This is a genomic window from Myxococcales bacterium, assembly GCA_016717005.1.
Taxonomy (GTDB): Bacteria; Myxococcota_A; Polyangia; order Haliangiales; family Haliangiaceae; genus UBA2376.
This window is the reverse complement of sequence record JADJUF010000041.1, coordinates 308,747-333,339: the sequence shown is the minus strand read 5'-3', so window position 1 is coordinate 333,339 and position 24,593 is coordinate 308,747. Positions and strand designations below refer to the sequence as shown.

The 24,593-nt window shown below is 74.5% G+C and carries 21 protein-coding genes and 1 pseudogene; 10 read left to right on the top strand and 12 right to left on the bottom strand.

Features of this window, described 5'->3' with window-relative positions:
• Positions 1-49 precede the first annotated feature (49 nt).
• Positions 50-652, bottom strand: coding sequence for a class I SAM-dependent methyltransferase (locus IPL61_38300; protein MBK9037042.1), 603 nt, complete (start codon positions 650-652; stop codon positions 50-52).
• Positions 653-927: 275 nt separating this feature from the next.
• Here IPL61_38300 and IPL61_38295 point away from each other — a divergent pair, with 275 nt between their 5' ends.
• A complete protein-coding gene (locus IPL61_38295; GenBank protein ID MBK9037041.1) occupies positions 928-2,325 on the top strand; it encodes an aryl-sulfate sulfotransferase in 1,398 nt (465 codons plus the stop codon).
• Positions 2,326-2,329: 4 nt separating this feature from the next.
• Here IPL61_38295 and IPL61_38290 read toward each other — a convergent pair whose 3' ends face one another.
• Both IPL61_38290 and IPL61_38285 read right to left on the bottom strand, forming a co-directional pair.
• Positions 2,330-2,710, bottom strand: coding sequence for a hypothetical protein (locus IPL61_38290; protein ID MBK9037040.1), 381 nt, complete (start codon positions 2,708-2,710; stop codon positions 2,330-2,332).
• On the bottom strand, positions 2,707-3,021 hold the full coding sequence (locus IPL61_38285) for a hypothetical protein (protein MBK9037039.1): 315 nt from the start codon (positions 3,019-3,021) through the stop codon (positions 2,707-2,709). The genes IPL61_38290 and IPL61_38285 overlap by 4 nt, the downstream gene beginning before the upstream one ends.
• An 85-nt stretch (positions 3,022-3,106) precedes the next feature.
• Here IPL61_38285 and IPL61_38280 point away from each other — a divergent pair, with 85 nt between their 5' ends.
• The 5 genes from IPL61_38280 (at position 3,107) to IPL61_38260 (ending at position 8,423) form a co-directional block, all read left to right on the top strand.
• Complete coding sequence (locus IPL61_38280) at positions 3,107-4,024, top strand: LysR family transcriptional regulator (GenBank protein ID MBK9037038.1); 918 nt, start codon at positions 3,107-3,109, stop codon at positions 4,022-4,024.
• Positions 4,025-4,127: 103 nt separating this feature from the next.
• Positions 4,128-4,880, top strand: coding sequence for a UbiA family prenyltransferase (locus IPL61_38275; protein ID MBK9037037.1), 753 nt, complete (start codon positions 4,128-4,130; stop codon positions 4,878-4,880).
• Positions 4,835-5,053, top strand: a complete 219-nt coding sequence (locus IPL61_38270) for a hypothetical protein (protein ID MBK9037036.1) — start codon at positions 4,835-4,837, stop codon at positions 5,051-5,053. The genes IPL61_38275 and IPL61_38270 overlap by 46 nt, the downstream gene beginning before the upstream one ends.
• A gap of 77 nt (positions 5,054-5,130) precedes the next feature.
• On the top strand, positions 5,131-7,194 hold the full coding sequence (locus IPL61_38265) for a glutamate synthase (protein ID MBK9037035.1): 2,064 nt from the start codon (positions 5,131-5,133) through the stop codon (positions 7,192-7,194).
• Positions 7,191-8,423, top strand: coding sequence for a Zn-dependent hydrolase (locus IPL61_38260; protein ID MBK9037034.1), 1,233 nt, complete (start codon positions 7,191-7,193; stop codon positions 8,421-8,423). The genes IPL61_38265 and IPL61_38260 overlap by 4 nt, the downstream gene beginning before the upstream one ends.
• A gap of 7 nt (positions 8,424-8,430) precedes the next feature.
• Here IPL61_38260 and IPL61_38255 read toward each other — a convergent pair whose 3' ends face one another.
• The 7 genes and pseudogenes from IPL61_38255 to IPL61_38225 all read right to left on the bottom strand — a co-directional run bounded on the left by IPL61_38255 (position 8,431) and on the right by IPL61_38225 (position 18,023).
• Positions 8,431-10,002, bottom strand: a complete 1,572-nt coding sequence (locus IPL61_38255; GenBank protein ID MBK9037033.1) for a cytochrome c — start codon at positions 10,000-10,002, stop codon at positions 8,431-8,433.
• A gap of 64 nt (positions 10,003-10,066) precedes the next feature.
• A complete protein-coding gene (locus tag IPL61_38250; GenBank protein ID MBK9037032.1) occupies positions 10,067-11,470 on the bottom strand; it encodes a PLP-dependent lyase/thiolase in 1,404 nt (467 codons plus the stop codon).
• Positions 11,467-12,963, bottom strand: coding sequence for a pyridoxal-phosphate dependent enzyme (locus IPL61_38245; protein MBK9037031.1), 1,497 nt, complete (start codon positions 12,961-12,963; stop codon positions 11,467-11,469). Before IPL61_38245 ends, IPL61_38250 begins: the two co-directional genes overlap by 4 nt.
• Before the next feature lie 340 nt (positions 12,964-13,303).
• Positions 13,304-14,110 (bottom strand): annotated as a pseudogene (locus tag IPL61_38240) (amidohydrolase family protein).
• On the bottom strand, positions 14,107-16,833 hold the full coding sequence (gene xdh / locus IPL61_38235; GenBank protein MBK9037030.1) for a selenium-dependent xanthine dehydrogenase: 2,727 nt from the start codon (positions 16,831-16,833) through the stop codon (positions 14,107-14,109). Before xdh ends, IPL61_38240 begins: the two are co-directional and overlap by 4 nt.
• Positions 16,834-16,847: 14 nt before the next feature.
• Positions 16,848-17,657, bottom strand: a complete 810-nt coding sequence (locus tag IPL61_38230; GenBank protein MBK9037029.1) for a hypothetical protein — start codon at positions 17,655-17,657, stop codon at positions 16,848-16,850.
• Between the two features lie 3 nt (positions 17,658-17,660).
• The gene (locus IPL61_38225) at positions 17,661-18,023 is read right to left on the bottom strand and encodes a hypothetical protein (protein MBK9037028.1); all 363 of its coding nucleotides are present in this window, start codon (positions 18,021-18,023) and stop codon (positions 17,661-17,663) included.
• 121 nt (positions 18,024-18,144) lie between these two features.
• Here IPL61_38225 and IPL61_38220 point away from each other — a divergent pair, with 121 nt between their 5' ends.
• The gene (locus IPL61_38220; GenBank protein ID MBK9037027.1) at positions 18,145-18,738 is read left to right on the top strand and encodes a polyhydroxyalkanoate synthesis regulator DNA-binding domain-containing protein; all 594 of its coding nucleotides are present in this window, start codon (positions 18,145-18,147) and stop codon (positions 18,736-18,738) included.
• A gap of 31 nt (positions 18,739-18,769) precedes the next feature.
• Positions 18,770-19,528, top strand: coding sequence for a hypothetical protein (locus tag IPL61_38215; GenBank protein ID MBK9037026.1), 759 nt, complete (start codon positions 18,770-18,772; stop codon positions 19,526-19,528).
• A gap of 58 nt (positions 19,529-19,586) precedes the next feature.
• Here IPL61_38215 and tatA read toward each other — a convergent pair whose 3' ends face one another.
• Positions 19,587-19,844: a twin-arginine translocase TatA/TatE family subunit gene (tatA, locus tag IPL61_38210; protein MBK9037025.1), complete on the bottom strand. Its 258-nt coding sequence runs from the start codon at positions 19,842-19,844 to the stop codon at positions 19,587-19,589.
• Between the two features lie 169 nt (positions 19,845-20,013).
• Between tatA and IPL61_38205 the strand changes: the two genes are divergently transcribed.
• Both IPL61_38205 and IPL61_38200 read left to right on the top strand, forming a co-directional pair.
• A complete protein-coding gene (locus tag IPL61_38205) occupies positions 20,014-22,398 on the top strand; it encodes a transglycosylase SLT domain-containing protein (protein ID MBK9037024.1) in 2,385 nt (794 codons plus the stop codon).
• Positions 22,399-22,482: 84 nt separating this feature from the next.
• Positions 22,483-23,610 (top strand): hypothetical protein, encoded by a 1,128-nt coding sequence (locus IPL61_38200; protein ID MBK9037023.1) that lies wholly within the window; start codon positions 22,483-22,485, stop codon positions 23,608-23,610.
• Positions 23,611-23,617: 7 nt separating this feature from the next.
• Here IPL61_38200 and IPL61_38195 read toward each other — a convergent pair whose 3' ends face one another.
• Positions 23,618-24,580, bottom strand: coding sequence for a hypothetical protein (locus tag IPL61_38195; GenBank protein ID MBK9037022.1), 963 nt, complete (start codon positions 24,578-24,580; stop codon positions 23,618-23,620).
• Between the last annotated feature and the right edge of the window lie 13 nt (positions 24,581-24,593).

Genomic DNA, 24,593 nt, shown 5'->3' with positions numbered 1-24,593 from the left:
CGTGAGGTGGCGCGCGCGGGCGCGGGGCAAGATTTCGGGGCGCACCGGCTCAGGCCTTGGTCGCGGTCACGAGGAAGATGTCGTAGCCGTGCTCGTCCTTGACGACGTGCGCGGCGGTGCCGAACTCGACGTCGGTGAAGCCGGCGCCGGCGAGCAGCGCGCCGAGCGCGTCGCGGGCGAACCCGTGGTGGAAGACGCCGACGGCGTCGGCCGGATGGAACGTGCCGTCCTCGGCGTCGAGATCGGCGAGCGCCAGCCGGCCGCCGGGCGCGAGGTGCGCGGCGAACGCCCGGCACGCGGCGTCGGTGTGCTCGACGTGGTGCAGCGCCATCGCGCTGATGATGAGGTCGACCGGGGCGCCGAGCGGCGTCGTCAGGATGTCCTGGCACCGCGCCTCGACCTTGCCGCGCAGCTCGGGCTTGGCCGTGAGCTGCGCGAGCATCGCCGCCGAGATGTCGACGGCGTAGACCGTGGCGACGTGGGGCGCGACCTGGGCGCAGATGAGCCCGGTGCCCGCGCCGAAATCCATGACGCGCAGGTCGGCCGACAGCGGCACCCGGGCGCGCAGCGCGGCGCCGACGCCGGCCGAGATCTGTGCGGGCACGGGCCGCGTGTCCCAGTCCTGGGCCTTGTCCTTGAAGAGGTCGGTCACGGGTGCAGGGTAGGGGCGAACCCCGGTCGTGTCGACCCGCCGTCGTGTGGCGCGTTCGCGCGGCGGGTGGGGGGGTGGGCGCCGGGGCGGGCGCGGGGGCGGCGTGGCCGGCCGGTGGGCGCGGCTGGGCGGTGACGGCGCGGCGATCGGGCGCGCGTGGCGGTCCCCACACCACCGTGTCACCGGCGGGGGGCGGCCTTCCGGAAGCGCTGGGTTCGCGGGTATGTTTGCGCACCAACGATTCCGGCGGGCGGTCCGCCCCCGAGAGAGGTCCGATGTCCACGCGTGCTGTGCTCCTGGCTGGTGTCCTCTCCGTCGCGGCGACGGGGTGCGGTGACGACCTCGACGACGCCCCGCCGGGCGACATCGTCGGGATCGAGCTGTCACCGCTCGCGCTCACGCCGAGCTTCGCGCCCGACGTCCACGACTACTACGTGCGCTGCGCGGCCGGCGCGAACCCGGTGACGCTGACGGTGACCGACACCGTCCGCACCGAGACCAAGCAGCTGGTGCTGCAAGAGGACGAGCTGGTGTCCGTGCGCGACCAGTACTGGGTGCGGTGCCTGCCGGCCGACTTCCCGGTCGTGACGGTCGCCACGCACCCCGAGGTCGGCGCGCCGACGCCGGGCTGGTACCTGGTCAACAGCGTCCTGTTCGCGGCGGTGCTCGACACCCAGGGCACGCCGGTCTGGTACCGGCGCGGCACGCGCGTCGTCAACGTCAGCTCGCCGGCGCCCAACACGATCGCCTCGGTGCCGGACTCGCAGCCGTTCCCCTACGGCACCAGCCCGACGACGGCGTTCGTGGTGCGCGACCTCGCGACCGACGCGACCACGTCGGTCCAGACCGTCGGCCCGCCGACCGACGTCCACGAGCTGGTGCAGCGCCCCAACGGCAACCACGTGTTGCTGAGCTACCCGCTGGTGCCGCACGTCGACCTGACCGGCCTGAGCACGTTCGGCGCCGACGAGACCATCGCCGACTGCGAGGTCCAGGAGGTCGATCCCGCGGGCAACCTGGTCTGGGCGTGGCGCGCCAGCGATCACGTCGACCCGGTCGAGGAGTGCCTCGAGCCCGCGACCAACGACGTCGACGGCACGATGGTGGTCGACGTGTTCCACTGCAACTCGATCGAGGTCGACGCCGCCGGCAACCTGCTGGTGTCGATGCGTCACGCCGACGCGCTGTTCTACGTCGAGCGGACCTCGGGGCAGGTCGCGTGGAAGGTCGGCGGCAGCCCGGTCAACCGCGACGGCGCCGCGTACCTCGCGGTCACGGCCGATCCGCAGACGGCCTTCTACAAGCAGCACGACGCGCGGTTCCTGCCGAGCGGCAACGTCATGCTGTACGACAACCACGGCGTGGCGGTGCCCGGCGTGGCGCGCTGCGCCGAGTACGCGCTCGATCAGGTCGCGGGCACGGCCACGCTGGTGTGGCAGCACCTCGGCGCCGCCCAGAGCGGGCACCAGGGCGGCTGTCGGCGCCACGCCGACGGGACGACCGTGATCGCCTGGGGCTTCGTCGCCGACGATCCGCGCGTGCTCACCGAGCTCGACGCCGACGGCGACGTGGTCCTCGAGGTCGGCCTGGCCGGCGACGTGTCGTACCGCGCGCTCAAGGTGCCGCCGACGCAGTTCGACGCGGCGCTCCTGCGTCAGACCGCCGGCCGCTGACGGCTCACGCCTCAGGTGGACGCGGCGGGGCGCCTTGCCACGCGCTGGCGGCGCCGCCGAGGGCGGCCTCGACGATCGTGCCGGCGCGGATCCGGTCGGCGATCACGACGACGTGGACCTCGGGGTGGTGCTCGGTCAGGAACGCGCGCAGCAGGTGGCCGTCGCGGGCGTCCTCGGCGATGGCCGCGAACACGACGCGGTCGTCGCCGCGGTCGAGGAGATCGATCGCGCCGAGCGGGGTCCAGACGCCGAAGGTCCGGTAGCCGAGCTGATCGAGCGTGGCGGTCATCCGATGCCGGCGCGGGCTGACGCCGTCGACCACCAGCATCCAGGGGGCGCCGAGGTCGGGCCCGTCGAGCGCGGTCGCGCTGTGGGGCGTGCTCACGCGGTCCCGGCGGTCGGCGTCGGCGCGGCCGGTTCGGGCTTGGCGAGCGGCGCGACGACGGGGGCGACGGCGGCCAGGGCCGGCAGCACCTGCCAGCAGAAGCCGCAGCGCTGGGCGTTGGCGCGGCACGGGGCCTGGCACGCCGGGCACGCCCGCATCTCCGGCTCCGGGCCGAGCGCGAGGGCCTCGACCAGGGCCGCGAACGCGCCCTGGAGCGCCGGCGCCGGCGCGGCCTGGGCCAGCTCGTGGTCGACGGAGGCGATGAGGGTGCGGAGGCGGGTGCTGGGATCGACGACCGGCGCGGTGGACATGGCGCGGTGGTACCGCGTCGAGGCATCGTTCGACCAGGAGGAATTGTTACGCTAACCCATCGTAAAAACCGATGTATGGTAGGGCGTGCCGCGCTGGCTGAACTACCACCACCTCCAGTACTTCTGGGCGACGGCCCGGCTGGGGTCGGTCGCCGCGGCCAGCGCCGAGCTGGGCCTGGCGCCGCAGACGATCAGCGCCCAGATCCACCAGCTCGAGCGGGTGATCGGCGTGCGGCTGTTCGCCCGCAAGGGCCGCGGCCTGGTGGTGACCGAGGCCGGGCGCACCGCGCTGCGCTACGCCGAGCAGATCTTCGCGCTCGGGACCGGCCTGCTCGACCGGCTCGACCAGGACGGGCCGCCGCCGCCGCCGTCGCTGGTGATCGGGATCGACGACGCGGTGCCGCGGGCGATGGTGTACCGGATGCTCGAGCCGGCGCTGCGCCTGGAGCCGCCGGTGCGGATCGTCGGCCGCGACGATCGCCCGGCCGCGGACTTCCTGGCCGAGCTGGCGACCGGCGCGGTCGAGGTGGTCCTGGCCGACGGGCCCGCGCCCAGCCCCAGCCCGGTGCGGGTGTGGAGCCACCTGCTCGGCGAGTGCGGCACCGTGCTGGTGGCGGCGCCGAGCCTGGCCCGGCGCCTGACCGGCCGGGCGCCTGCGCGCCTGCGCGGCGCGCCGTTCCTGATGCCGGGGGCGCGGTCGGCGGTGCGGCGCGCCCTCGACGCGTGGGTCGCGGCGGTCGACGTGCGCCCGAAGATCATCGCCGAGCTCGACGACCTCGCGCTGGTCGAGGCGCTGGGCGAGCGCGGCCTGGGCGTGTTCGCGGTGCCGACGGTGATCGAGGCCGAGGTCTGTCGGCGGCAGCGGGTCGAGGTCGTGGCGCGGCTGCCGGCGCTGCGCCAGCGCTTCTACGCCATCTCGACCGAGCGCACGATCCGCCACGCCGCGGTCGCGGCGATCTGCGCGACCGCGCGCCAGGACGTGTTCGCCCGGCGTGGGCGCTGACCGCGGCGCGGGCAGCGCGGCGATCGCGCGCGCGGCGGCGGCGATCGCGCGCGCGGCGGCGCCGACCGACCCATCGCCCGGCCGGGCTTGTACAGTGGCGCCGATGACCCCGCCCGAGAGCCGGCTGCGCGCGGCCGTGGCCGACGCCGCCGCGATCACGCGCTTCCACATCCTCTTGATCGGCGCGGTCGCCGCCGTGGTGTTCGGGTGGCTCATGACCGGGCGGTACCCGTGGGCGATCGGCGCGATCGCCGGCCTCGACTGGTTCCTGATCAACATCATGAACCGGGTGACCGACCTGGCCGAGGACGCCAAGAACGGCATCCGCGGCACGGCCCGGGTCGCGCGCCACCAGCGGCTGATCACGTGGGGCTCGGTGGCGCTGCTGGTGGGCTCGATCGGCGCGACCCACCTGGCGCTGCCGGCGCTGACGCCGTGGCGGATCGCGGTCCAGGTGATCGGGCTCGGCTACAACTACCCGATCGTGCCGTCGCTGCGCGGGCTCACGCGCTTCAAGGAGATGTACTTCTGGAAGAACTTCGGCTCGGCGCTGCTGTTCGTGCTGACGTGCTTCGTCTACCCGCTGGCGGCGGCGATCCACGACGGCACGCCGCTGGTCATCAGCGACGCGGCGATCATCGCGCTGGTGCTGTTCTTCATCCCGTTCGAGCTGACCTACGAGATCCTGTACGACCTGCGCGACCTCGAGGGCGATCGCGCCGAGGGCGTGCCGACCTACCCGGTGGTGCACGGCCCGGCGCGCGCGCGCCAGATCATCGACGCGCTGCTGCTGGGGCGTCGGTCGTGCTGGTGGCCGCGGTCGGGGCCGGCCAGCTCGGGCTGCGCGAGCTCTTGATGCTGGTCGCGCCGCTCGTGCAGCTGGTGCTCTACCGCCGCTGGTGGCGGCGCGGGCTCACGCCGCGGGACTGCATCGTCCTGACCCACGTCGGCACCGCCCAGCTGGTGCTGTTCCTGGTCGGGACGGCGCTGTGGCGCGAGGCCGGCCTGCCGGTCAACGTCTACCTCTGACCGACGGGCCGCGGCGTTCGGTCGCGCCCCCGGCCGCGGCCCGCGCCGCCGAGCCAGGGGCGTACCATCGGCCCAGCATGGCTGACCTCCGCCCGTACCCATTCGCGGCCCTCGTCCGGCGCGCGCTGCGCGAGCTCGACGAGCGTGGTTCGATCTTCGACCTGCCGATCGCCAAGGGCTTCTACGGCAGCCCCGCCCACGATCTGTCGGTGCGCTTCCACGGCCACGCGCCGTCGTCGCCGCTGGGGCCGGCGGCGGGGCCGCAGACCCAGATGGCGCAGAACCTGGTGCTGTCGTGGCTGGCCGGCTGCCGGGTGATGGAGCTCAAGACCGTCCAGATCAAGGACGACCTGGTCATCCCGCGCCCGTGCATCGACATGCAGACCGTCGGCTACAACGTCGAGTGGAGCCAGGAGCTGCGCCTGGCCGAGTCGCTCGACGAGTACGTCAAGGGCGCGATGCTGATCGAGATCCTGCGCGCCAGCGGCAAGGTGCCGATCGTGCCCGGCTTCGAGCGCGTCACCTACGACATGAGCGTCGGCTACGACCTGGCCGGCGTCCAGAGCGCGCCGATCCAGCGCTTCATCGCCGGGCTCAAGGACGCGCGGCCGATCGTCGACCGGCTGCGGGCCGAGCTGCCGGCCGAGTACGCCGCGTACCGCGACCTCGACTACCCGACCCGGCTGGCCGACACGCTGACCCTGTCGACCTTCCACGGCTGCCCGCCCGACGAGATCGAGCGGATCCTGGCGTACCTGCTCGAGCACGACGAGCTCGACTGCAACGTCAAGCTCAACCCGATGCTCCTGGGCCCGGCCCGGCTGCGCGAGCTCTTGCACGACGTGCTGGGCTACCGCGACGTGGTCGTGCCCGACAGCGCGTTCACGCGCGACGCGACGTGGGCGCAGATGCAGGGCTTCGTCGACCGGCTGGGCACGCGCGCGGCCGCGCTCGGGCGGTCGTTCGGGGTCAAGTTCACGAACACGCTGATCGTCGAGAACAACCGCGCGTTCTTCCCCGCGTCCGAGCAGGAGATGTACCTGTCGGGGCCGCCGCTGCACGTGCTGGCGATGAACCTGGTGCAGGCGTTCCGGAAGAGCTTCGGCGGGCGCTTCGCGATCTCGTTCTCGGCCGGGATCGATCGCGGCAACTTCGCCGACGCGGTCGCGCTGGGCCTGGTGCCGGTCACGGTCTGCAGCGATCTGCTGCAGCCGGGCGGGTACGCCCGCGCGGCCCGCTACGCCGAGCCGCTGCTGGCGCGCATGACCGACCTGGGCGTGCGCACGATCGACGGCTACGTCATCCGCGCCTACGGCCTGGGCGCGCTCGGCCTGGCCGACCTGCACGATCTCGACGACGACACCCGGGCCGCGTGCGCCGCGGCGCTGGCGGGCGGCGGCGATCTGCTCGCGGCGGCGGGGCCGGCGTTGCTGGCGCGGTGGGCGGCGGCGACGGCGCTGCACAACACCGCCCACCACGTGCCGGCGGTCACGCGCGACCCGCGCTACGCCCACGCGGCCAACAAGAAGCCGCCGCGCAAGCTCGGCAGCCACCTGGCGCTGTTCGACTGCGTCACCTGCAGCAAGTGCGTGCCGGTGTGCCCCAACGACGCCAACTTCACGTTCACGCTGCCGGCGGTCACGCAGCCGATCGTGTTCGTGCGCCAGGTCGGCGCCGCCTGGGCGGCGCGCACCGACGGCGCGCTGACGATCGAGCGGGCGCTGCAGTTCGCGAACTTCGCCGACTTCTGCAACGAGTGCGGCAACTGCGACGTGTTCTGCCCCGAGGACGGCGGCCCGTACGCGATCAAGCCGCGGTTCTTCGGGACCGCCGCCGACTGGCGCCGGTTCGCGACCCACGACGGCTTCGCGGTCGAGGTGGTCGACGGCGAGCGCCGGGTGCTCGGGCGCATCGACGGCCGCGAGCTGAGCCTGACGCCGCGGGGCGCGCGCGTGCGCTACGTCGGGCCCGGCTTCGACCTGACGCTCGACCCCGACGATCCGGTCGCGACCCTGGCCGGCGTCGCCGACGGCGAGGTCGACCTGACGCCGCTCCAGCTCCTGCGCTGGATCGACGCGGCGGTGTTCAGCGCGCCGACGGTGAACTACCTCAACGCCGGCGTCGCCGAGGTGGCGTCGTGACCGCGGCGGTGCGCGTCGACGGCGACCGGCTGCGGCGTCGGCTGGGCGCGCTGGCCGAGGTCGGCGCCATCGACGGCGGCGGCGTGTGTCGGCTGGCGCTGACCGACGCCGACCGCGCGGGCCGCGAGCTGGTGGTCGGGTGGATGCGCGCGCTCGGGCTGGCGATCACGGTCGACGGCATCGGCAACGTGCTCGGCACCCGCGCCGGCACCGCCGACCTGCCGCCGGTGATCATCGGCTCGCACATCGACACCGTGCGCACCGGCGGCAAGTACGACGGCAACTACGGCGTGCTGGCCGGGCTCGAGGTGATCGAGCGCCTGGCCGAGGCCGGGATCGCGACCCGGCACCCGATCGCGGTCGGGTTCTTCACCAACGAGGAGGGCGCGCGGTTCCAGCCCGACATGATGGGCAGCGCGGTCCACCAGGGCGCGCTGGCGCTCGACGTCGCGCTGGCCACGGTCGGCATCGACGGCGCGAGGGTCGGCGACGAGCTGGCGCGGATCGGCTACGCCGGCGCCGCCCCGGTCGACGCGGTGCGCGCGGCCGCGTACCTCGAGCTGCACATCGAGCAGGGGCCGGTGCTCGAGCGCGAGGGCGTCACGATCGGCGCGGTCACGGGCGTCCAGGGCATCTCGTGGACCGAGCTGACGCTGGGCGGCGTGTCGAACCACGCCGGCACCACGCCGATGGCGATGCGCGCCGACGCCGGCTACGTCGCCGCCGAGATCGCGTGCTTCGTGCGCCGGCTGGCCCGCGACTACGGCGGCGCCCAGGTCGCGACCGTCGGCCACCTGACGGTCCGGCCCAACCTGGTCAACGTCATCCCCAACCAGGTCGTGATGACGATCGATCTGCGCAACACCGACGAGGCCACGCTGCAGCGGGCCGAGCGCGACACGTTCGCGTTCGTCGACCAGATCGCCGCGGCCGAGGGCGTGACCGTGGCGCAGCGGACGCTGGCGCGGTTCGAGCCGGTGGCGTTCGCGCCGGCGATGATCGATCGGGTCGAGCAGGTGGCGCGGGCCCAGGGCCACACCGTCCGGCGGATGCCGAGCGGCGCCGGCCACGACGCCCAGATGTTCGCGCCGCGCTGCCCGACCGGCATGATCTTCGTGCCGTCGGTCGGCGGCATCAGCCACAACGTCCGCGAGCACACCGCGCCGGCGGACCTGATCGCGGGCGCCGACGTGCTGCTCGAGGTCGTGCGCGAGGTGGCGGGCGGGTAGTCGACGGTCAGTGGTGCGCGTGGTCGTCGGCGGGCGCTGGCGCGGTCGTGGGCGCGGCGCTGGTCCGCAGCGTCGGTCGGTAGGTGGCGTGGCAGGTCTGGCAGCCGGCGAGGACGTTGCCGAGCGCGGCCGCGGTGGCGGCGTGGTCCTTGGCCAGCGCGCCCTCGACCAGGGCCTCGAGGCGGGTGTGGAACTCGGCGTCGACCGCCGCGAACGCCTCGACCGTGCCGGTCACGGGCTTCCAGGCGCCGGCCTCGAGCGCCTGCTCGGTGGCGGTGCGGGCTTCGTGGACCGCGTGGATCGCGTGCGGGATCTCGGCGAGCTGATCGCGGCCGACCGCGGTGACCGCTATCCGCACCGCGCGCTCGAGGAGCTGCATCTCGGCCTGGACCGCGTTGGCCGGCGGCGGAAGGGCCGGGACCTCGGGCGCTGGGGCGGCGGCGGGTGTGGGCGTCGGCGCGGCGGGCGCGGCGGGTGCGGCGGGTGCGGCGGGTGCGGCGGTGACCGGCGGGCAATTCGACGGTGCCTGCTTGCACGCAGCGGCGCCGGCGATCATCGCGGCCAGCGTCAGCGTCCAGGCGGCGGGGCGTCCGGTCGGGGTGGTCATCGGTGCCATGTACCAGATCCTCCAGGTCAGTCGTCGGGAGCTGCGGTAGATCGCCGGCCGGCGATCGCGGGCCAGGTCCCAGCCCGACGGATCGGCGCCGGCGAGCGCGTCGAGATCGAGATCGGCGACGATCAGCTCGGGCTGGCTCGGCAGCGGCGGCACCAGGCCGGCGGGGCCGACGACGTGGCTGGCGCCGAAGTACGGCTGGGTCCACGGCAGCTCGACGCCCTTGCGGTTGGAGCCGGCGATGTAGAGGTTGTGGCGCGCGGCGTCGACGGCGAACTCCAGGTCCCACATGCGCCGCGACTTGGCGCCGAAGGTCACCGCCGGCGACAGCACCAGCTCGGCGCCGTTGTCGGCGAGCGCGGCCATGACCCCCTCGAAGTGGCGGTCGTAGCAGATCGCGACGCCGAGCCGGACCCGGCCGGTCTCGAACACCGGGAAGTACGGGTTGGTCGAGCGGTTGGCGGGCCAGGCGCCGAGGTCGCCGTCGGAGGCGTCGTAGTAGAAGGTCTCGCAGAACGCCGCTTGCTCGTTGGCGCCGACCGGGATGTGGGTCTTGCGGTACTTGCCGAGGACCTCGCCGTCGGCGCCGATCACCACCGCGGTGTTGAAGCGGCGTCCGGTGCGCGGGTCGAGCTCGTAGATCGGCGCGACCACGACCTGCGCGGTGGCGCGCGCGACCTCGCGCAGGGTCGACACCGTCGGGCCGGTGACGGCGTCCTCGGCCAGCGCCCGCCACATCGGGTCGCGGCCGAGCGCGAAGTAGGGCCCGGTGAACAGCTCGCCCAGGCCGACGACGTGCGTCCCGAGGGCCGCGGCCGCGCGGATCAGCGCGACGTGGTGATCGACGTTGGCGGCGCGGACGAGGTCGAGGTGCTCGGCCAGGGCCGGCAGCTCCTCGACGGTCGCGGGCATGCCGCGGTAGGCGTTGCAGGTCTCGGTCAGCGCGACGCGGACGGTGCGGGTCATCGCTCGACTCCGGTGAGGAGGTACGCGTTGCAGGTCTCGGTCAGCGCGACGCGGACGGTGCGGGTCATCGCTCGACTCCGGTGAGGAGGACCGCCACGCGCGCGTCGGCGCCGCGCGGCCCGGCGGCCTCGGTGATCGTCGCCACGCCGGCCAGGCCCGCGGCGCCGGTGGCGCTGGCGCGGATCCCGGCGGCGGCGGCGCGGGCCCGGGCGGCGAGCAGCTCGGCCTCGGTGACCACCACCGGCCAGCCGCCGGTCGTGAGCATCGCGCGGACGATCGCCAGCCAGTCGTAGGTCTCGTCGTCGAGGATGCCCGAGGCGACGCTGCGCGGCTCCTGCTCCCACGGCCACATGAACAGCGCGCGGTCGACCGCGGCGGTGGTGATCGCGGCGGCGATCGCCGTCGGCGGCGCGTGCGCGGTCAGCCAGCGGGCGACGGCGGCGTCGGCGTGGGCCCCGTCGGCGTCGGTGGCGTCATCGGCGGCCGGCGCGACCGGCGCCGACAGGGCGATCGCCAGCGCGCGCGCGACCCGGCGCCACGCGCGTACGAGCGGGAAGCAGCCGGCGGTCTGGACCGCGTGGACCGCGGGCACGTGCGCGATCACCCCGCGGTCGTGGGCCCAGCGCAGTCCCTGGGCCACGGCGCTCGCGAGCGCGCCGCCGCCGACCTGGACCACGACCCGATCGAGCGGACCGGCGCCGCGCGCGGCGTCCTGCTCGGCCAGCTCGAGCCCGAGGGTGACGCCGCCGTCGATGGTCAGGCCGTTGTCGCTGCCCTGGCAGGTGAACGGCAGCGCGCCGGCGGCGACCGCGGCGCGGAAGCGGTGGTAGCAAGGATCGCCGGGCGGATCGTCGGGCCGGCGGGGGCACGCCTCGAGCTCGGCGCCGAGCGCGGTCAGGCGCGCGACCACGGCCGGGTCGGCCGACGGCGGCACGAACACCCGCAGCCGCCGCTCGAGCGCGCGCGCCACGACCGCCGCCGCCAGGGCCGCGTTGCCGCAGCTGGCGATCGCCAGGGGGCGGGCGCGATCGTCGTCGGTGACCAGGCCGGTGCGCGCGGCGACCTCGAGCCACAGCGCCAGGCCGAACAGGTGCCGGGCCTTGTGCGAGCCGGCGACGTTGTCGGTCTCGTCCTTGGCCCACAGCCGGTCGTCGTCGAGGCGTCGGTACGGCGTGATCGCGAAGCCGTGGCCGTCGACGGCGGCGACCGCGCGGTCGAGCTGCGCGACCAGCGCGACGTAGGCGTCGTCGGTCAGGCCCCGGGCGCGGGCCACCTGCCACGGGTACGCGAGCGCGCGGTAGCGCACGAACGGGTCGCCGGCGATCGGGCCGGCCGCGACCTGCCAGGCCGGCGCCGCGTCCCGCGCCAGCACGTGATCGCGCCCGTCGCCGGCGTGGGGGCACCGGAACGGCCAGGGCGCGTCGGCGGCGATCTGGAGGTCGCAGCCGGTGCAGCGCAGCGCGGTCACGACGCTGGCGCCACCCCGACGTCGTCGTTGAACCCGCGGATGAGGTCGTCCCAGATCGGCACCGCCGCCCGCAGCCCGCGCCAGAAGTCCTGGCCGCGCCGGCGCTCGAAGTCGGCGAGCGCGACGCCCTGCTGCTCGACCCAGGTGAAGTAGCCGAGGTTGAAGATGCGGTCGCGATCGATCGGCGCCAGGACGAGCGTGTGCTCGGTGGTGGCGCCGGCCAGGTGCAGGTCGAGCGCGCGCTCGGCCGCGGCCCGATCGAAGGTGCCGCCGAACCGCTTGCCGATGGCCTTGTCGACCTCGGTCGCGTACATCGCGGCGCCGTCGGTGGCGACCGTGACCAGCGCGTCGTCGGGGCCGAGCCCGAGCTGCTTCGCGGTCTTGATCGCCGCGAGCACGTTGCAGATCGACGACAGGCCGAAGTGCGCGAGCGCGGTGACCACCTCGGCCGGGACGCCGCGCGCCGCCAGGGCCGCGCGGCCGACGTCGGTGTTGAAGACGACGTTGAGCTCGTCGGTGGCGCGGTCGGACACCGCGACCGCGACGTCGGTGTTGGTGACGTTGTGGATGTACGGGATGTGCTTGTCGCCGATGCCCTGGATGTTGTGCTCGCCGAAGCCGTTGTAGAGCATGGTCGGGCACTCGAGCGCCTCGACCGCGACGATGCGCGCGCCGTGGTGGTCCTTCAGGTAGTCGCCGGCGGCGATCGTGCCGGCCGAGCCGGTGGCCGAGACGAACGCGGCCAGGCGCAGGCCCGGGCGCGTGGCGGCGGCGGCGGTGAACACCCGCGCCAGCGCCGGGCCGGTGACGTGGAGGTGGACGAGGTGGTTCGCGAACTCCGAGAACTGGTTGAAGATCACGTTGTCGGGATCGCGGTCGAGCTCGGCGCAGGTGTCGTAGATCTCCTTGACGTTGCTCTCGGTGCCGACGGTGCGGACGATGTCGCCCGGGTCGGCGACCCAGCGCTCGAGCCAGTGGAACCGCTCGGCGCTCATGCCCTCGGGCAGCACCGCGACGCCGCGGCAGCCGAGGATGCGCGAGATCGCGACGCCGCCGCGGCAGTAGTTGCCGGTCGACGGCCAGACCGCGCGGTGGCGGGTGGGATCGAACTGGCCGGTCATCAGCCGCGGCACCAGGCAGCCGTACGCGGCCAGCACCTTGTGCGCGGTGATCATCGGGAAGTGATCGCCGAACGCCACCACGATCGGGCTGGGGACGCCGGTCAGGGCCGGCGGCAGGACGACGTGCTCGGGCACCGCGATCCGGGCCCGGCGGTCGCCGGCGTTGTGCCAGTGGACCCGGAACAGGTTGGCCGGCGCCGGCGCGTCGGGGTCGGTCGTGGCCAGCGCGGCGTCGTGGCTCGCGGGGATCGTCGTCGGATCGGCCAGCTCGCCCAGCGTCGGCAGGACGATCCGGCGCTCGCGGAACAGGGCCACGGTGCGGTCGCGGGTGGCGCGGTCGACGATCTCGGTCTCGAGGGCGGGTCGGCTCATGGGGTACTCGGTGAGGGTGAGGTCGACGCGCGGCGCGTCGGTGGACGGAGGTTCAGGGCTTGTCGGTACGTCGGTCGGGCCCCCGCCCTGTGGGGCCTGCCCCGCCGGAGGGAGGGTTCGGCGGAGGGTTCGGCGGAGCTCAGGACATCGCGCGCATGCGCGCCCACAGCGCCGGCGCGACCTCGTGGGCGCGGGCGCGGACCTGTTCGAGCGCGGCGGCGGCGGCGGCGACGGTCGCGACGTCGGGTGCGGGCACCGGGTGTCCGAACCGCTCGGCCAGGAGCGCGGCGCCGGCGGTCGGGCGCGCGGCGACCCGCATCGGATCGTCGCCGTGGGCGGCGGACTCGGCCAGGAGCGCGGCCTCCTCGTCGGCCATCACCGCCGGGTAGCCGTCGGTGCCGAGCGCGACCCGCGCCGACGCCGCCAGCGCCGTCGGGTAGCCGACCTGGTTGCCCTTGTTCGAGCGCGGGTTCTGCACCAGCCAGCAGCCGGCGTCGGCGCAGGCCGTGACCTCGGCCGTGGAGAGGTGGACGCCGTGCGCGAAGATCGAGCCGCGCACCAGCGCGCCGTGCCGGGCCAGGCGATCGATCACGCCGAGGTAGCCGCGGGCCCGGGCGTCGGCGACGTCGGCGCCGTCCTCGGCGACGTGGACGTGCAGCACCGTGCCGAGCTCGCGCGCGAGCGCGGCGGCCTCGGCGATCGTCTCGTCGGAGACGGTGAACGACGCGTGCAATCCGACCGCGACCCGGACCAGCGGGCGGGTGTTGGCCCGGGCCAGGCGCGCGCACTCGGCCAGGCCGGCGCGGGCCTCGGCGCGGCCGCCGTTGCGCTCGGTGGCGCCGTAGCACAGGACCGCCGGCATGCCGAAGCGCGCGCACGCGTCGGCCAGCACGTCGAGCGAGCCGTCGATGAACCCCGGCGACTCGTGGTGATCGATGAGCCCGGCGGTGCCCGCGGCCACGGCCTCGGCGACGTAGAGCTCGGCCGCGGCCTGCAGCGAGGCGTGGTCGAGCGCGCGGTCGAGCCGCCACCAGACCCGCTCGAGGATCTCGACGAAGCAGGTCGGCGCCACCGTCGGCGCCGGCAGCCCGTACGGCGCGAGCCCGCTGTACAGGTGGGTGTGGGCGTTGACCAGGCCCGCGGTCATGGCGCGGCCTTGGCCCCGCCGCGCTTGCCGACGCTCATCGCCCGCGCCGCCGGCGCGTCGCGCATCGGCAGGGTGTAGCGCCGCTCGCCGTCGAACGCGGCCAGCGCGCCGGCGACCGCGCCGGCGGTCGGCACCAGGCCGATCTCGCCGACGCCCTTGGCGCCGAACGGGCCCTCGGGCTCGGGATCCTCGACGAGGATCACCTCGACCGTCGGCATGTCGCGGGCCCGCAGCACGCCCAGCTCGCGCAGCTTGTGGGTCGTGGGCCAGCCGCCCTCGCACGCCAGCTCCTCGGTCAGCGCGTAGCCCAGGCCCATGTGGACCGCGCCCTCGAGCTGGCCCTCGCACAGGTCGGGGTTGACCGCGCGGCCGACGTCGTGGGCGGCGACGACCCGCGCGACCCGGCCGGCGTCGTCGAGGATGACCACCTGGGTCGCGAAGCCGAACGAGGTGTGGGTCTTGACCTTGGCGACGTCGGCGCCGGGCGCGGTGGTGTCGTCGATCATCACGTCGGCCGCGAACACCTCGCCGGCCAGCTCGGCCAGCGTGCGACCGGCGTCGAGCGCGGCCCGCAGCTTGGTCGCGGCGCTGACCACGGCGTTGCCGCCGAACAAGGTCGCGCGCGAGCCGGTGGTCTGGCCGCAGCCGAGCGCGAACGTCGAGTCGACCTTGGGCCGGAACACCGACGACGGCAGCCCGCTGACCTCGGCCGCGAACTGGGCCAGCACCGTCAGCAGGCCCTGGCCCATCTCGGTGTAGCCGTTGTAGAGCGACACCGTGCCGTCGGCCTCGACCACCAGCCGGGCCTTGCCCCACTCGACCGCGCCGTTGCCGATGCCGCTGTTCTTGAGGCCGCAGGCGATCCCGACCGCGGCCCCGGCGGCGCGCGCGGCGTCGTAGGCGGGCTTGACCGCCTGCAAGGTCTGCTTCAAGCCGACCGACTTCTCGAACACCTGCCCCGACGCGAACGTGTCGCCGATCTCGACGGCGTTGCGCCAGCGCATCTCCCAGCCGTCGAGGCCGACCTGGGCGGCCAGCAGATCCATGCAGCCCTCGATCGCGAACGCGGCCTGGTTGGCGCCGAACCCGCGCATCGCGCCGCACGGCGGGTTGTTCGTGACCGCGGCGATCGCGTCGACCGAGACGTTGGTCACGCGGTACGGCCCGCAGGCGTGGCCGGCGGCGCGCTCGAGCACCTTGGCGCCGACCGAGGCGTAGGCGCCGGTGTCGCCGATCATCTCGGCCTTGACCGCGGTCAGCGCGCCGGCGGCGTCGCAGCCGACGGTGTACGTCATCGCGATCGGGTGGCGCTTGGGGTGCATGCGCACCGACTGCTCCCGCGTCAGCGTCACGAGCACCGGCCGCTGGGTCAGGTGCGCGAGCAGCGCGGTCTGGGCCTGGACCGACATGTCCTCCTTGCCGCCGAACGCGCCGCCGTTGGGCACCAGCTCGACCGCGAGATCGTCCTCGGGGATGCCGAGGAACGCCGCGCACTGGCGGCGATCGTCGAAGACGCCCTGGCCCTGGCTGTAGAGCTTGTACGTGCCCGGGCGCGGGCCCGGCTCGACCAGCGCGCTCTCGGGCTCGAGGAACAGGTGCTCGATGCGCTGCGTGGTCCAGGTGCCGGTGACGACGTGGGCGCTCGCGGCCAGCGCGGCGTCGACGTCGCCGCGGCGGATGCGCGTGTGCGACAGCACGTTGCCGTAGGTCGGGTTGACCTGGGGCGCGCCGGGCGCCAGCGCCTCGGCCGGCGACGTCACCGGCGGCAGCACCTCGTACTCGACGTCGATCAGCGCGGCGGCGGCCCGGGCGGTGGCCTGATCGATCGCGGCGACCGCGGCCAGCACGTCGCCGACGCAGCGGACCTCCTCGCCCTCGGCGACGAAGGCGGGCCAGTCCTGCTTGATCAGGCCGTACCAGCGCTGGCCCGGGACGTCGCGGTAGGTCGCGACCGCGACCACGCCGGGGTGCGCGGCGGCGCGGGCGGTGTCGATGCGGACCACCCTGGCGCGGGGGTGCGCGGTCAGGTGGAGCGCGCCGAAGAGCATGCCGTCGCGCCGCAGATCGGCGACGTAGGGGCGCACGCCGAGGGCGAGATCGGCGCCGCGGTAGCGCGCGACCCGATCGCCGACGCCGCCGTCGGGGTGGGGCGTCGGCACGACCTCGCCGCGGCGGGCCCGGGCCAGGAGCTGGACCGCGTCGATGATCTTGACGTAGCCGGTGCAGCGGCACAGGTGGACGTCGATGGCCCGGGCGATCTCGTCGCGCGACGGATCGGGCGTGTGATCGAGCAGGTGCTTGGCGCGCACCATGATGCCGGGGATGCAGAAGCCGCACTGCAGGCCGGCGGCGGCGACGAACGCGTCGGCCATCTGCTGGCGCTCGGCGGCCGGGACGCCGTCGAGGGTCACGATCTCCTTGCCCGCGGCCTTGGCGGCCGGCATCGCGCAGGTGACGACCGCGCGGCCGCCGACGATCGCCAGGCAGCAGCCGCACTGGCCCTGGGGCGCGCAGCCGTCCTTGAGCGAGTGGACGCCGCAGCGCTCGCGCAGGGTCTCGAGCAGCGACTCGTCGGGGCGCGGCTCGACCGTGACCGGCGAGCCGTTGAGCGTGAAGGAGAGGGTCACGAGCACCTCCTGCCGGCGCCAGCGCCGACGGTGGCGCCAGCATACGCCCCGCCGGCGGGCGCGGGCGGGCGACCGGCCAGGCTCGCTTGCGGTCATCCGCCGCAGCCGGGTCAGCGCCGCGTCGGCAGCGCGGTCAGCGCCAGGTAGGGCACGGCCACCGCGGCGGTGTGGAGCCACAGGCGGGTGGCGGCGCCGGCGACGACGACCAGCGTGACGACGAACAGGCTGGCGGCGATCATCCGCGGCAGCGCGACGTCGAGCGGCAGCGTGCGCCCGCGCCGGCGCAGCGCGACGGCGACCGGCACCAGCGCGGCGCCCAGCGCGACGACGGCCACCACCGACGCGTCGCCGAGGTCGCCGCGGACGGTCCAGCGGAACAGCGCCCACCACGCGCCGACGATCAGCGCGTGGGTCAGGGCCAGCGCGCCGAGGAGCGCCAGCGGGCGCAGCGACGGTCGCTGGCGCAGCGCGACGTCGGCGCCGCCGGCGAAGAAGCCCCAGCCGAGGACGCCCAGCACCGGGACGTCGAGGTGGCCGGGCTCGGCCCAGCCCCACAGCCCCGCCGCGACCGCGATCACCTCGACCAGCGAGGCGTCGAACGCCACCAGCGCGCCGACCACCAGCGGCCGGCGCCACCCCAGCCCGGGGGCGACCGCGTCGACGACCGCGCGCGCCGACAGGATCACCAGCGGCCAGATGATCGGGATCAGCGCCGGCACGTGGCCGAGGCGGCCGTGCCAGCTCGGCGCGTAGCGGTAGAAGTCGTACCAGGCGATGCAGGTCTGCTCGCCGACCCAGCCGGCGACCGCGAGCGCGGCGTAGTCGAACAGCAGGCCGCGCCACGGCCGCGTGCGCGCCAGCGCCGCCAGCGCCAGCGCCACGATCGCGACGCACGCCAGCTCGAAGCCGGGGAACGGCACGCGCTACTGGACGACGATCGTGCCGGTGAACTGGTGCGGCTCGCAGTGGAAGCCGAACGTGCCCGCGGTGTCGAACCGGAAGCAGCTGTCGCCGCCGAAGTCGACGCGGAACTGGCCCGCGGTGTTCGACACCGCGTTGTGGGTCGCGGGCATCGTGAACCGCACGACCTGGCCCACGCTGATGGTGGTGGCCATCGGCTCGAACGCGAAGCCCGGGGCGGTGACGGTGCCGGCGACGGTGGCCCCGCCGCAGGCGACCGACGTGATCGAGGCCGCGGGGGCGTCGATGGCGGGGCTGCCGCCGTCGTCACCGCCACAGGCGGCCGCGAGGGGGAGGGCGACGGTGAGGACCAGGTGAGCGCGCATCGGACATGGGTAGCGCAGGGCCACGGCTCCTGTCGAGCCCCAGCCTACGCCGCGGTGCGTTGCCGCCGTGCCGCGGCGCGTGATACCTGTAGAGGAGAGGGTCAGCCCTCGAGGAGTCACCATGGCCGAGGCGCGAGTCATCAAGCGGTACGCCAACCGCAAGCTCTACGACACGCAGCACAGCCGCTACGTGACGCTCGACCAGATCTCCGAGATGATCCGCGCCGGCGACGAGGTCAAGATCGTCGACAACAAGACCAAGGAGGATCTCACCTCGGTCACGCTGGCGCAGATCATCTTCGAGGAAGAGAAGAAGCAGCGCAGCTTCATGCCGCTGGGCGCGATGCGCAACATCATCCAGAACGGCGGCGAGTGGTTCGCCGAGGCCCAGCGCCGGGTCACCAGCGTGCTGCCGTTCAAGCGCGACCCCGACGAGCCGGCGCCCGAGGAGGTCGACGACCTCGACGAGAGCGATCCGGCGGGCGCGCCGCGGCGGCGCGAGCTGGTGGTCCTGCGCGAGTTCCGCCACTGGGTCAACGAGCAGCAGCGCGCGCTCGACGAGTGGCAGAAGCGCGTCGACGGCAAGGTCCGGACGGCGATCGGCGGCATCTCGCCGTTCTCGGGCCTGCACAAGGACGTGCGCAACCTGGCCGATCGCATCGCCGAGCTCGAGGCCAAGCTCGAGGAGATGGCCGACGCCGAGGGGCACGAGTGACGGGCCGGGCCGGCCGGCCTTCGCGCCGGGCGTGAGCGACGGCGCCGACGCGCCGATCCTGAGCCGGCTGCGGCGGTTCGCCGATCGGCCGCTGAAGATCCGCCAGCTCGCGACGTTCCTGGGCGCCGAGCCCGCGGTCGCGGTCGCGGCCGTGGTGGCGCTCCTGGCCCGGGCGGCCGTCGGCGATGACGATCCCGAGGTGCTGGCCGCGGTCGGCTGCCTGCCGCAGGCGCTGGCCGAGCTCGAGTACCCGGTCCGGGTCGCGCTCTACGACGCCGGCCACGCCGCGGGCGCGACCGCGTTCCAGCGGCTGATCCTGAACGCGTCGCCGCCGACCGCGAGCGGGCGCGAGCTCGATCGCCAGCTCCGGCCCGAGCGCCCGCTGCGCAACCGCGGGCGCCCGCTGACCCTGGGTGAGCGCAAGGCGCTGGCGCGGCGGCCCCGCGGGGACGCGCTCACCGAGCTGCTGCGCGATCCGCACCCCGACGTGGTCGCGATCCTCCTCGACAACCCCCAGCTCACCGAGCCCGAGGTGGTGCGGGTCGCGGCGACGCGACCGGCGGTGCCGGCGGCGCTGGTCCTGGTCGCCGAGCACCGGCGCTGGTCGACGCGCGCCGGGGTCCGCCGCGCGCTCGCGCTCAACCCGCACACGCCGGTGCACGTCGCGCTGCGCCTGGTGGTGACCCTGGCGCCGGCCGACTGGGCCGCGATCGTCGCGTCGAGCGAGCTGACCGACGCGGTCCGCGCCAGCGCACGCGAGCTGCTGGGCCGGCGACGCGGCCGGCCGTGAGCGCTGGCCTCCGGGCGAGCGAACGCCGTGAGCGTTGGCCGCCGTCCGGCCTTGGCGCTCAGCTCTCTTTCTTCACGCGGCGGCGCACGACGACCTCTTCGAACTCGCCGTCTTCGTCGGCGCCCGCGCCGAGCTCCTTGCTGCTCTTGCCGTCGAGCGCCTTCTTCGAGACCTCGATCTCGTCGTCGCCCGCGGCCGCGCGCTTGAAGTTCTTGATCGCCGAGCCCAGGCCGTGGCCGATCTGGGGCAACTTGCTGGCACCGAAGACGACCAGCACGATTAGAAGGATGATGAGTAGTTCGCCCATGCCGGGCATAGAGGCTCCTGGATCGGCTCGAGCCGACTGGTTGCACCCTAGCACGCACCTTGTGCGCATGGCGACTGCGGCGTATCACCACAGGCCCAGCGGCACGGTCAACTGCGCGCAACCGTTGGCGGATGTCGCAAAAGTGGATCACCGACGCGCGCGCGCCTACAGTCTGGCGATGCTGGCTCGGCGATCGATCATGGCCCTGGTCTGCCTGAGCGCGACCGCGACCTTCGCGCGCGCCGAGGTGCCTCCGGACGCGCGCACGACGGGGCCCCAGGACCAGCGCGCGACGGCGCCGGTGACGACGCGGCCACCGCTGACCGCCCGGACCGATCAGCGGACGGCGGTGCGCGGCTGCCCGGTCGACATGAGCTGCCTGCCGTGGCGTGACGAGCTGCGCGAGTTCGAGCTCGAGGCGTTCTCGACCGCCGCCGGGCCATGGATCGAGTCCACCACCGGGCCGCGGCGGGCCGCGTCGCCGACCGAGCTCCGGCCTGACCTGCCGTGGCTCGCCGACCTGACGATGCCCGATCTGCCGATGACCTGGGACCGGCGGGTGATCGACTACCTGATCTTCTACAAGGACGATCCGCGCGGTCGTCGGATCATGCGCGGCTGGCTCGAGCGGCAGGGCCGCTACCGCGAGGTGATCCTGACCGCGCTGCGCAAGGCCCACCTGCCCGAGGACCTGCTCTACGTGGCGATGATCGAGTCGAGCTACGACTCGAGCGAGCGCTCGCGGGTCGGGGCCAGCGGCCTGTGGCAGTTCATGCCCGGCGGCGGCCGCATCTACGGCCTGACGATCGATCGCTGGGTCGACGAGCGCAACGATCCGGTGCGCGCGACCGAGGCCGCGGTCGGCTTCTGGCTCGACCTGTACCAGCGTTTCGGCAACTGGGACCTGGCGATGGCGGCGTACAACGCCGGCTACGGCGCGGTGCTCAAGGGCATCGCGCGCTTCAACACCAACGACTTCTGGGCGCTGGTCGACTACGAGAACGCGCTGCCGTGGGAGTCGGGGATCTACGTGCCCAAGGCGCTGGCGGCGGCGATCGTCGGCCACAACCGCGCGACGTTCGGGTTCGCCGACGTCGACCTGGGCGCGCCCGAGCGCTGGGACGACGTGACCGTGCCGCAGTCGATCGCGCTGGGCACGATCGCGAAGGCCGCGGGCTGCTCGGTCGCGGACCTGCAGCGCCTCAACCCGCACCTGCGCAAGAACCGCACCCCGGCCGGGCGCGCGTTCGTGATGCGGGTGCCGGCCGGCGGCGGCGTCGCGTTCGCGACCAAGCTCGGGCAGCTGCGCGGCGACTGGGACGACGTCGACACCTACGTCGCGCGCTACGGCGAGCGCTTCGAGGACATCGCCACGCAGTTCGGCATCTCGCGCACGAGGCTGCGCGCGCTCAACGATCTCGATCACGACTCCGAGGTCACCGGCGGCACCGTGCTGGTGGTGCCGCGGGTCGCCGCCGACGTGCGCGCCAAGAACCTGGCGGCCGCGGCCGACGATCTGTACGGCTCGGGGGTCGACCATCGGCCGGGCGAGGCGCTGATCGTCGCCGTGCCCGACAAGGACGTCGAGGTCGCGGGCGCGCGGCGGGTGTTCTACCGGGTGGTCGCCGGCGACGGCCTGCGCGCGGTCGCGTCGGCGCTGAGCGTGCCGGCCGCGGACCTGGCGCGCTGGAACGGCGTCACCGTCGACGCGGCGCTGCAGCCGCGCATGGTGCTGCAGGCGTTCGTGGCGCCGGCCTGGTCAGCGGACGCGGCCAACGTCGCGCTGCTCGACGAGCGGCGCCTGATCGTCGTGAGCCGCGGCTCGAAGGAGCACCTCGAGCTGTCGGAGGGGCGCTCGGGGCGCGAGCGGGTCGAGTACGTCGCGACCAAGCGCGAGACCTACGAGCAGATCGGCAAGCGCTTCGGCCTCGGCAAGCGCGACCTGGCCCGCATCAACCGCAAGTCGCCCGACACGGTCGTCGACAAGGGCGAGATGGTGGTCGTCTACAAGGTGGTCGACCGCACGCGCTCGAACCGCGCCGAGAAGCAGTGGAAGCAGCTCCCGAAGGGCCAGCGCAAGGGTGGCAAGGCGACGGGCGGCAAGGCGACGGGCGGCAAGGGCCCCAAGAAGGTGAGCGCCGCCGCCGACGATGGCGACGATGGCGACGACGACACCGCCGACGCCGTCGCGACCGCGCCGAGCAAGGGGGACGCGCCGGCCGTGGCCCAGGCGCGACCGGGCGACGGTCCGACGACGCGCAAGCGCGGGGCCGACGCCGGGAAGACCGATGCGGCGGCGAAGTCGGCGACGGCGGAGCCTGCTGCGAAGCCGACGGCGAAGGCGGAGCCGGAGCCCGCCGCGAAGCCGACGGCGAAGGCCGAGCCTGCGCCGACGCCGGCCGCGAAGCCGGAGCCGGCCGCGAAGCCGACGGCGAAGGCGGAGCCTGCGCCGACGCCGGCCGCGAAGCCGGAGCCCGCGCCCGCGCCGAACGTCGCCGCGAAGCCGGAGCCCGCGCCCGCGCCGAAGGCCGAGGACGTCGGCCCCGCGACGATGCCCGAGTAGGCGCGCATCGACGCGCGGCCCCGCGCGGCGGCGGCGGAATAGCGATCGGCGGCGGGGCGTTGGCGGGCCATGGGGACCCTACTCGTGCGTGCGGTAGCGCCGACTCGACGACGCACCTCGCGGCGCGGCCTGATCGTGGTGGCCGGCGTCGCGGCGCTGCACGCGGCGGTGCTCCTCGGGCTGGCGCTGGCGCCGTCGGCATCGGTGACCTGGATCGTCACGATCGAGGCGAGCCCACCGCCCGCGGCGCCGCCGTCAGCGATGGCGCCGGTCCCGCGGTCACCGCCCACCCCCGCACCCGTGTCCGCGCCGCTGACGTCCGCGCGCGCCTGTCCGCTGGCGCGCACCGACGCGCCGCGGCTGCGTCCGCCCGTGCTGCCCGAGGACATCGACCACGTCGCGGTCGCGCCCTCGAACGTCGGCTGGGTCGCCGCGTGGAACCCGCGCTCGATCTACGTGTCGACCGACGCCGGCGCCCACTTCGCGCGCGTGCTCGACGGTCCCGGCCGGGTCGTCGACGTCGGCTTCGACTGCTTCGGCACGGTCGTGGCGATCCGCGGGACCCAGCTCGGCCTGCGGTCGGGCGCGCGCGAGGCCTGGCGGTCGGTGCCGGGGCTGCGGATCGAGCCCGAGGCCGGCGACCCCGACCTGGCCGACGACGCCTGGCGCTACCACGCCGCGGTGGTGAGCGGCGGCCCCGAGGTGGTGGTGGTCGGGCTCCAGGCCGACCCCGAGGCCTACTGGAGCCCGCGCATCGCGCGCTCGCACGACCTGGGCGCGACCTGGGGCTACCACGACGTCGACGGCGACTGGGAGCACGCGGTCGTGTACGGGCGCCAGCGCGAGGACGGCACGATCGCGATCGAGCTGCCGTTCGAGGACTGCCGGGCGGCCGGGATCTCGGCGATCACGATCCGCGCGGGCCGGGTCGCCACCGCCGACTACGGCACCTGGCCGTCCGTCGGCGAGGGCGTGTGGCCGGCGACGCCGGGCCTGCCCGCCGACGCGGTCTGGCTCGGCGACGGCCTGGCCCGGGCCGGCGCCGACGTCTACCGCGTGGCCGGCGATCGGGCGCGCAAGCTGCCGGTGATCGTCGAGGGCGACCAGGCGCTGCGCGACGGTGCCGGGCGCGTCTGGACGGTGGTGTGCGGGCAGCCGTGGATCGCGCGCGCGACCGCGAGCGGCCGCACGTGCGACGCCGACGCCGACTGAGCGCGGGCTACAGCGACGAGCAGACCAGATCGCCGCTCGACGCCCGGGCCTTGGCCTTCACGTGCTGGCCGTCCTTGTACTTGCGCCAGGTCGCCTCGGCCACGTCGCAGGTGCGGCGCTTCTTGCCGTCGCTGAACTCGAGCGTGTAGACGCCCTTGCGCTCACCGGCGCGGCGGGCGCCGGGGCCGGTGACGCCGGTGGTGACCGGCGGCTCGGGCCAGGCCACCTCGAGGCCCGCGCCGTCACGCTTGAGCGTCTCGACCGTGGTCCACCGATCGATCCGGTACCCGCACCAGTCGTCGTAGACCGGCTCCTTCTTGGTCTTCGGCGTGCACTGGTTGACCTCCTCGAAGGTCCCGTCGCCCTTGTCGCGCTTGACCTTGGTGCAGGTCTCGCCGTCGGGGACGCTCTTGGTCGACCGCTCCTTGCTGGTGCAGCTGACCGCGCGCGCGCCGCTCGGCACCTCGTTGCGCCACTTGGTCTCCTCGACCTCGCGGAACTCCTCGACCGCGATCGTCGTGGCCCAGCGGTGGCCCGCGACGTCGAGCTCGATGCTCTTCTTGCGGATGCAGCGCCACCAGATCGCGACCGACAGCAGCACGATCGCCGCCAGGATGTACCAGCCCCACGACTTGCCGCGGGGCTTGAGCGGCTGCTTCTCGACGACGAACGGCACCGCCTTGGTGCCGTCGAGCGGCGCGCCGCACCGGCCGCAGTTGTGGGCCTTGGCCGACTGCGCCGCGCCGCACGACCCGCACACGCGGTCGGCGCCGGTGAAGGCGTGGTCCGCGACCGCGACCCGCTCGGCGTCGCTGGGGAAGTACCGCTTGGTCGCGTCCTGGGGCGCGCCGCAGTTGGGGCAGTGCCGGTGCGTGACGCCGAGGTTCTTCTTGGTGTCGCAGTGCGGGCAATCCCACAGCATCTCGTAGCTGCCGAGGGACTCCTCACGTGGGGTCGTCGGGGTCGTCATCGCTCGCGATCAT

Bases quoted from the DNA above. Each gene is read 5' to 3' on its own strand.
- IPL61_38295 (MBK9037041.1), top strand. From the start codon at position 928: ATGTCCACGCGTGCTGTGCTCCTGGCTGGTGTCCTCTCCGTCGCGGCG.
- IPL61_38285 (MBK9037039.1), bottom strand. From the start codon at position 3,021: ATGTCCACCGCGCCGGTCGTCGATCCCAGCACCCGCCTCCGCACCCTC.
- IPL61_38275 (MBK9037037.1), top strand. From the start codon at position 4,128: ATGACCCCGCCCGAGAGCCGGCTGCGCGCGGCCGTGGCCGACGCCGCC.
- IPL61_38265 (MBK9037035.1), top strand. From the start codon at position 5,131: ATGGCTGACCTCCGCCCGTACCCATTCGCGGCCCTCGTCCGGCGCGCG.
- IPL61_38255 (MBK9037033.1), bottom strand. From the start codon at position 10,002: ATGACCCGCACCGTCCGCGTCGCGCTGACCGAGACCTGCAACGCCTAC.
- IPL61_38245 (MBK9037031.1), bottom strand. From the start codon at position 12,963: ATGAGCCGACCCGCCCTCGAGACCGAGATCGTCGACCGCGCCACCCGC.
- xdh (MBK9037030.1), bottom strand. From the start codon at position 16,833: ATGACCGCAAGCGAGCCTGGCCGGTCGCCCGCCCGCGCCCGCCGGCGG.
- IPL61_38225 (MBK9037028.1), bottom strand. From the start codon at position 18,023: ATGCGCGCTCACCTGGTCCTCACCGTCGCCCTCCCCCTCGCGGCCGCC.
- IPL61_38220 (MBK9037027.1), top strand. From the start codon at position 18,145: ATGGCCGAGGCGCGAGTCATCAAGCGGTACGCCAACCGCAAGCTCTAC.
- tatA (MBK9037025.1), bottom strand. From the start codon at position 19,844: ATGCCCGGCATGGGCGAACTACTCATCATCCTTCTAATCGTGCTGGTC.
- IPL61_38205 (MBK9037024.1), top strand. From the start codon at position 20,014: ATGCTGGCTCGGCGATCGATCATGGCCCTGGTCTGCCTGAGCGCGACC.
- IPL61_38195 (MBK9037022.1), bottom strand. From the start codon at position 24,580: ATGACGACCCCGACGACCCCACGTGAGGAGTCCCTCGGCAGCTACGAG.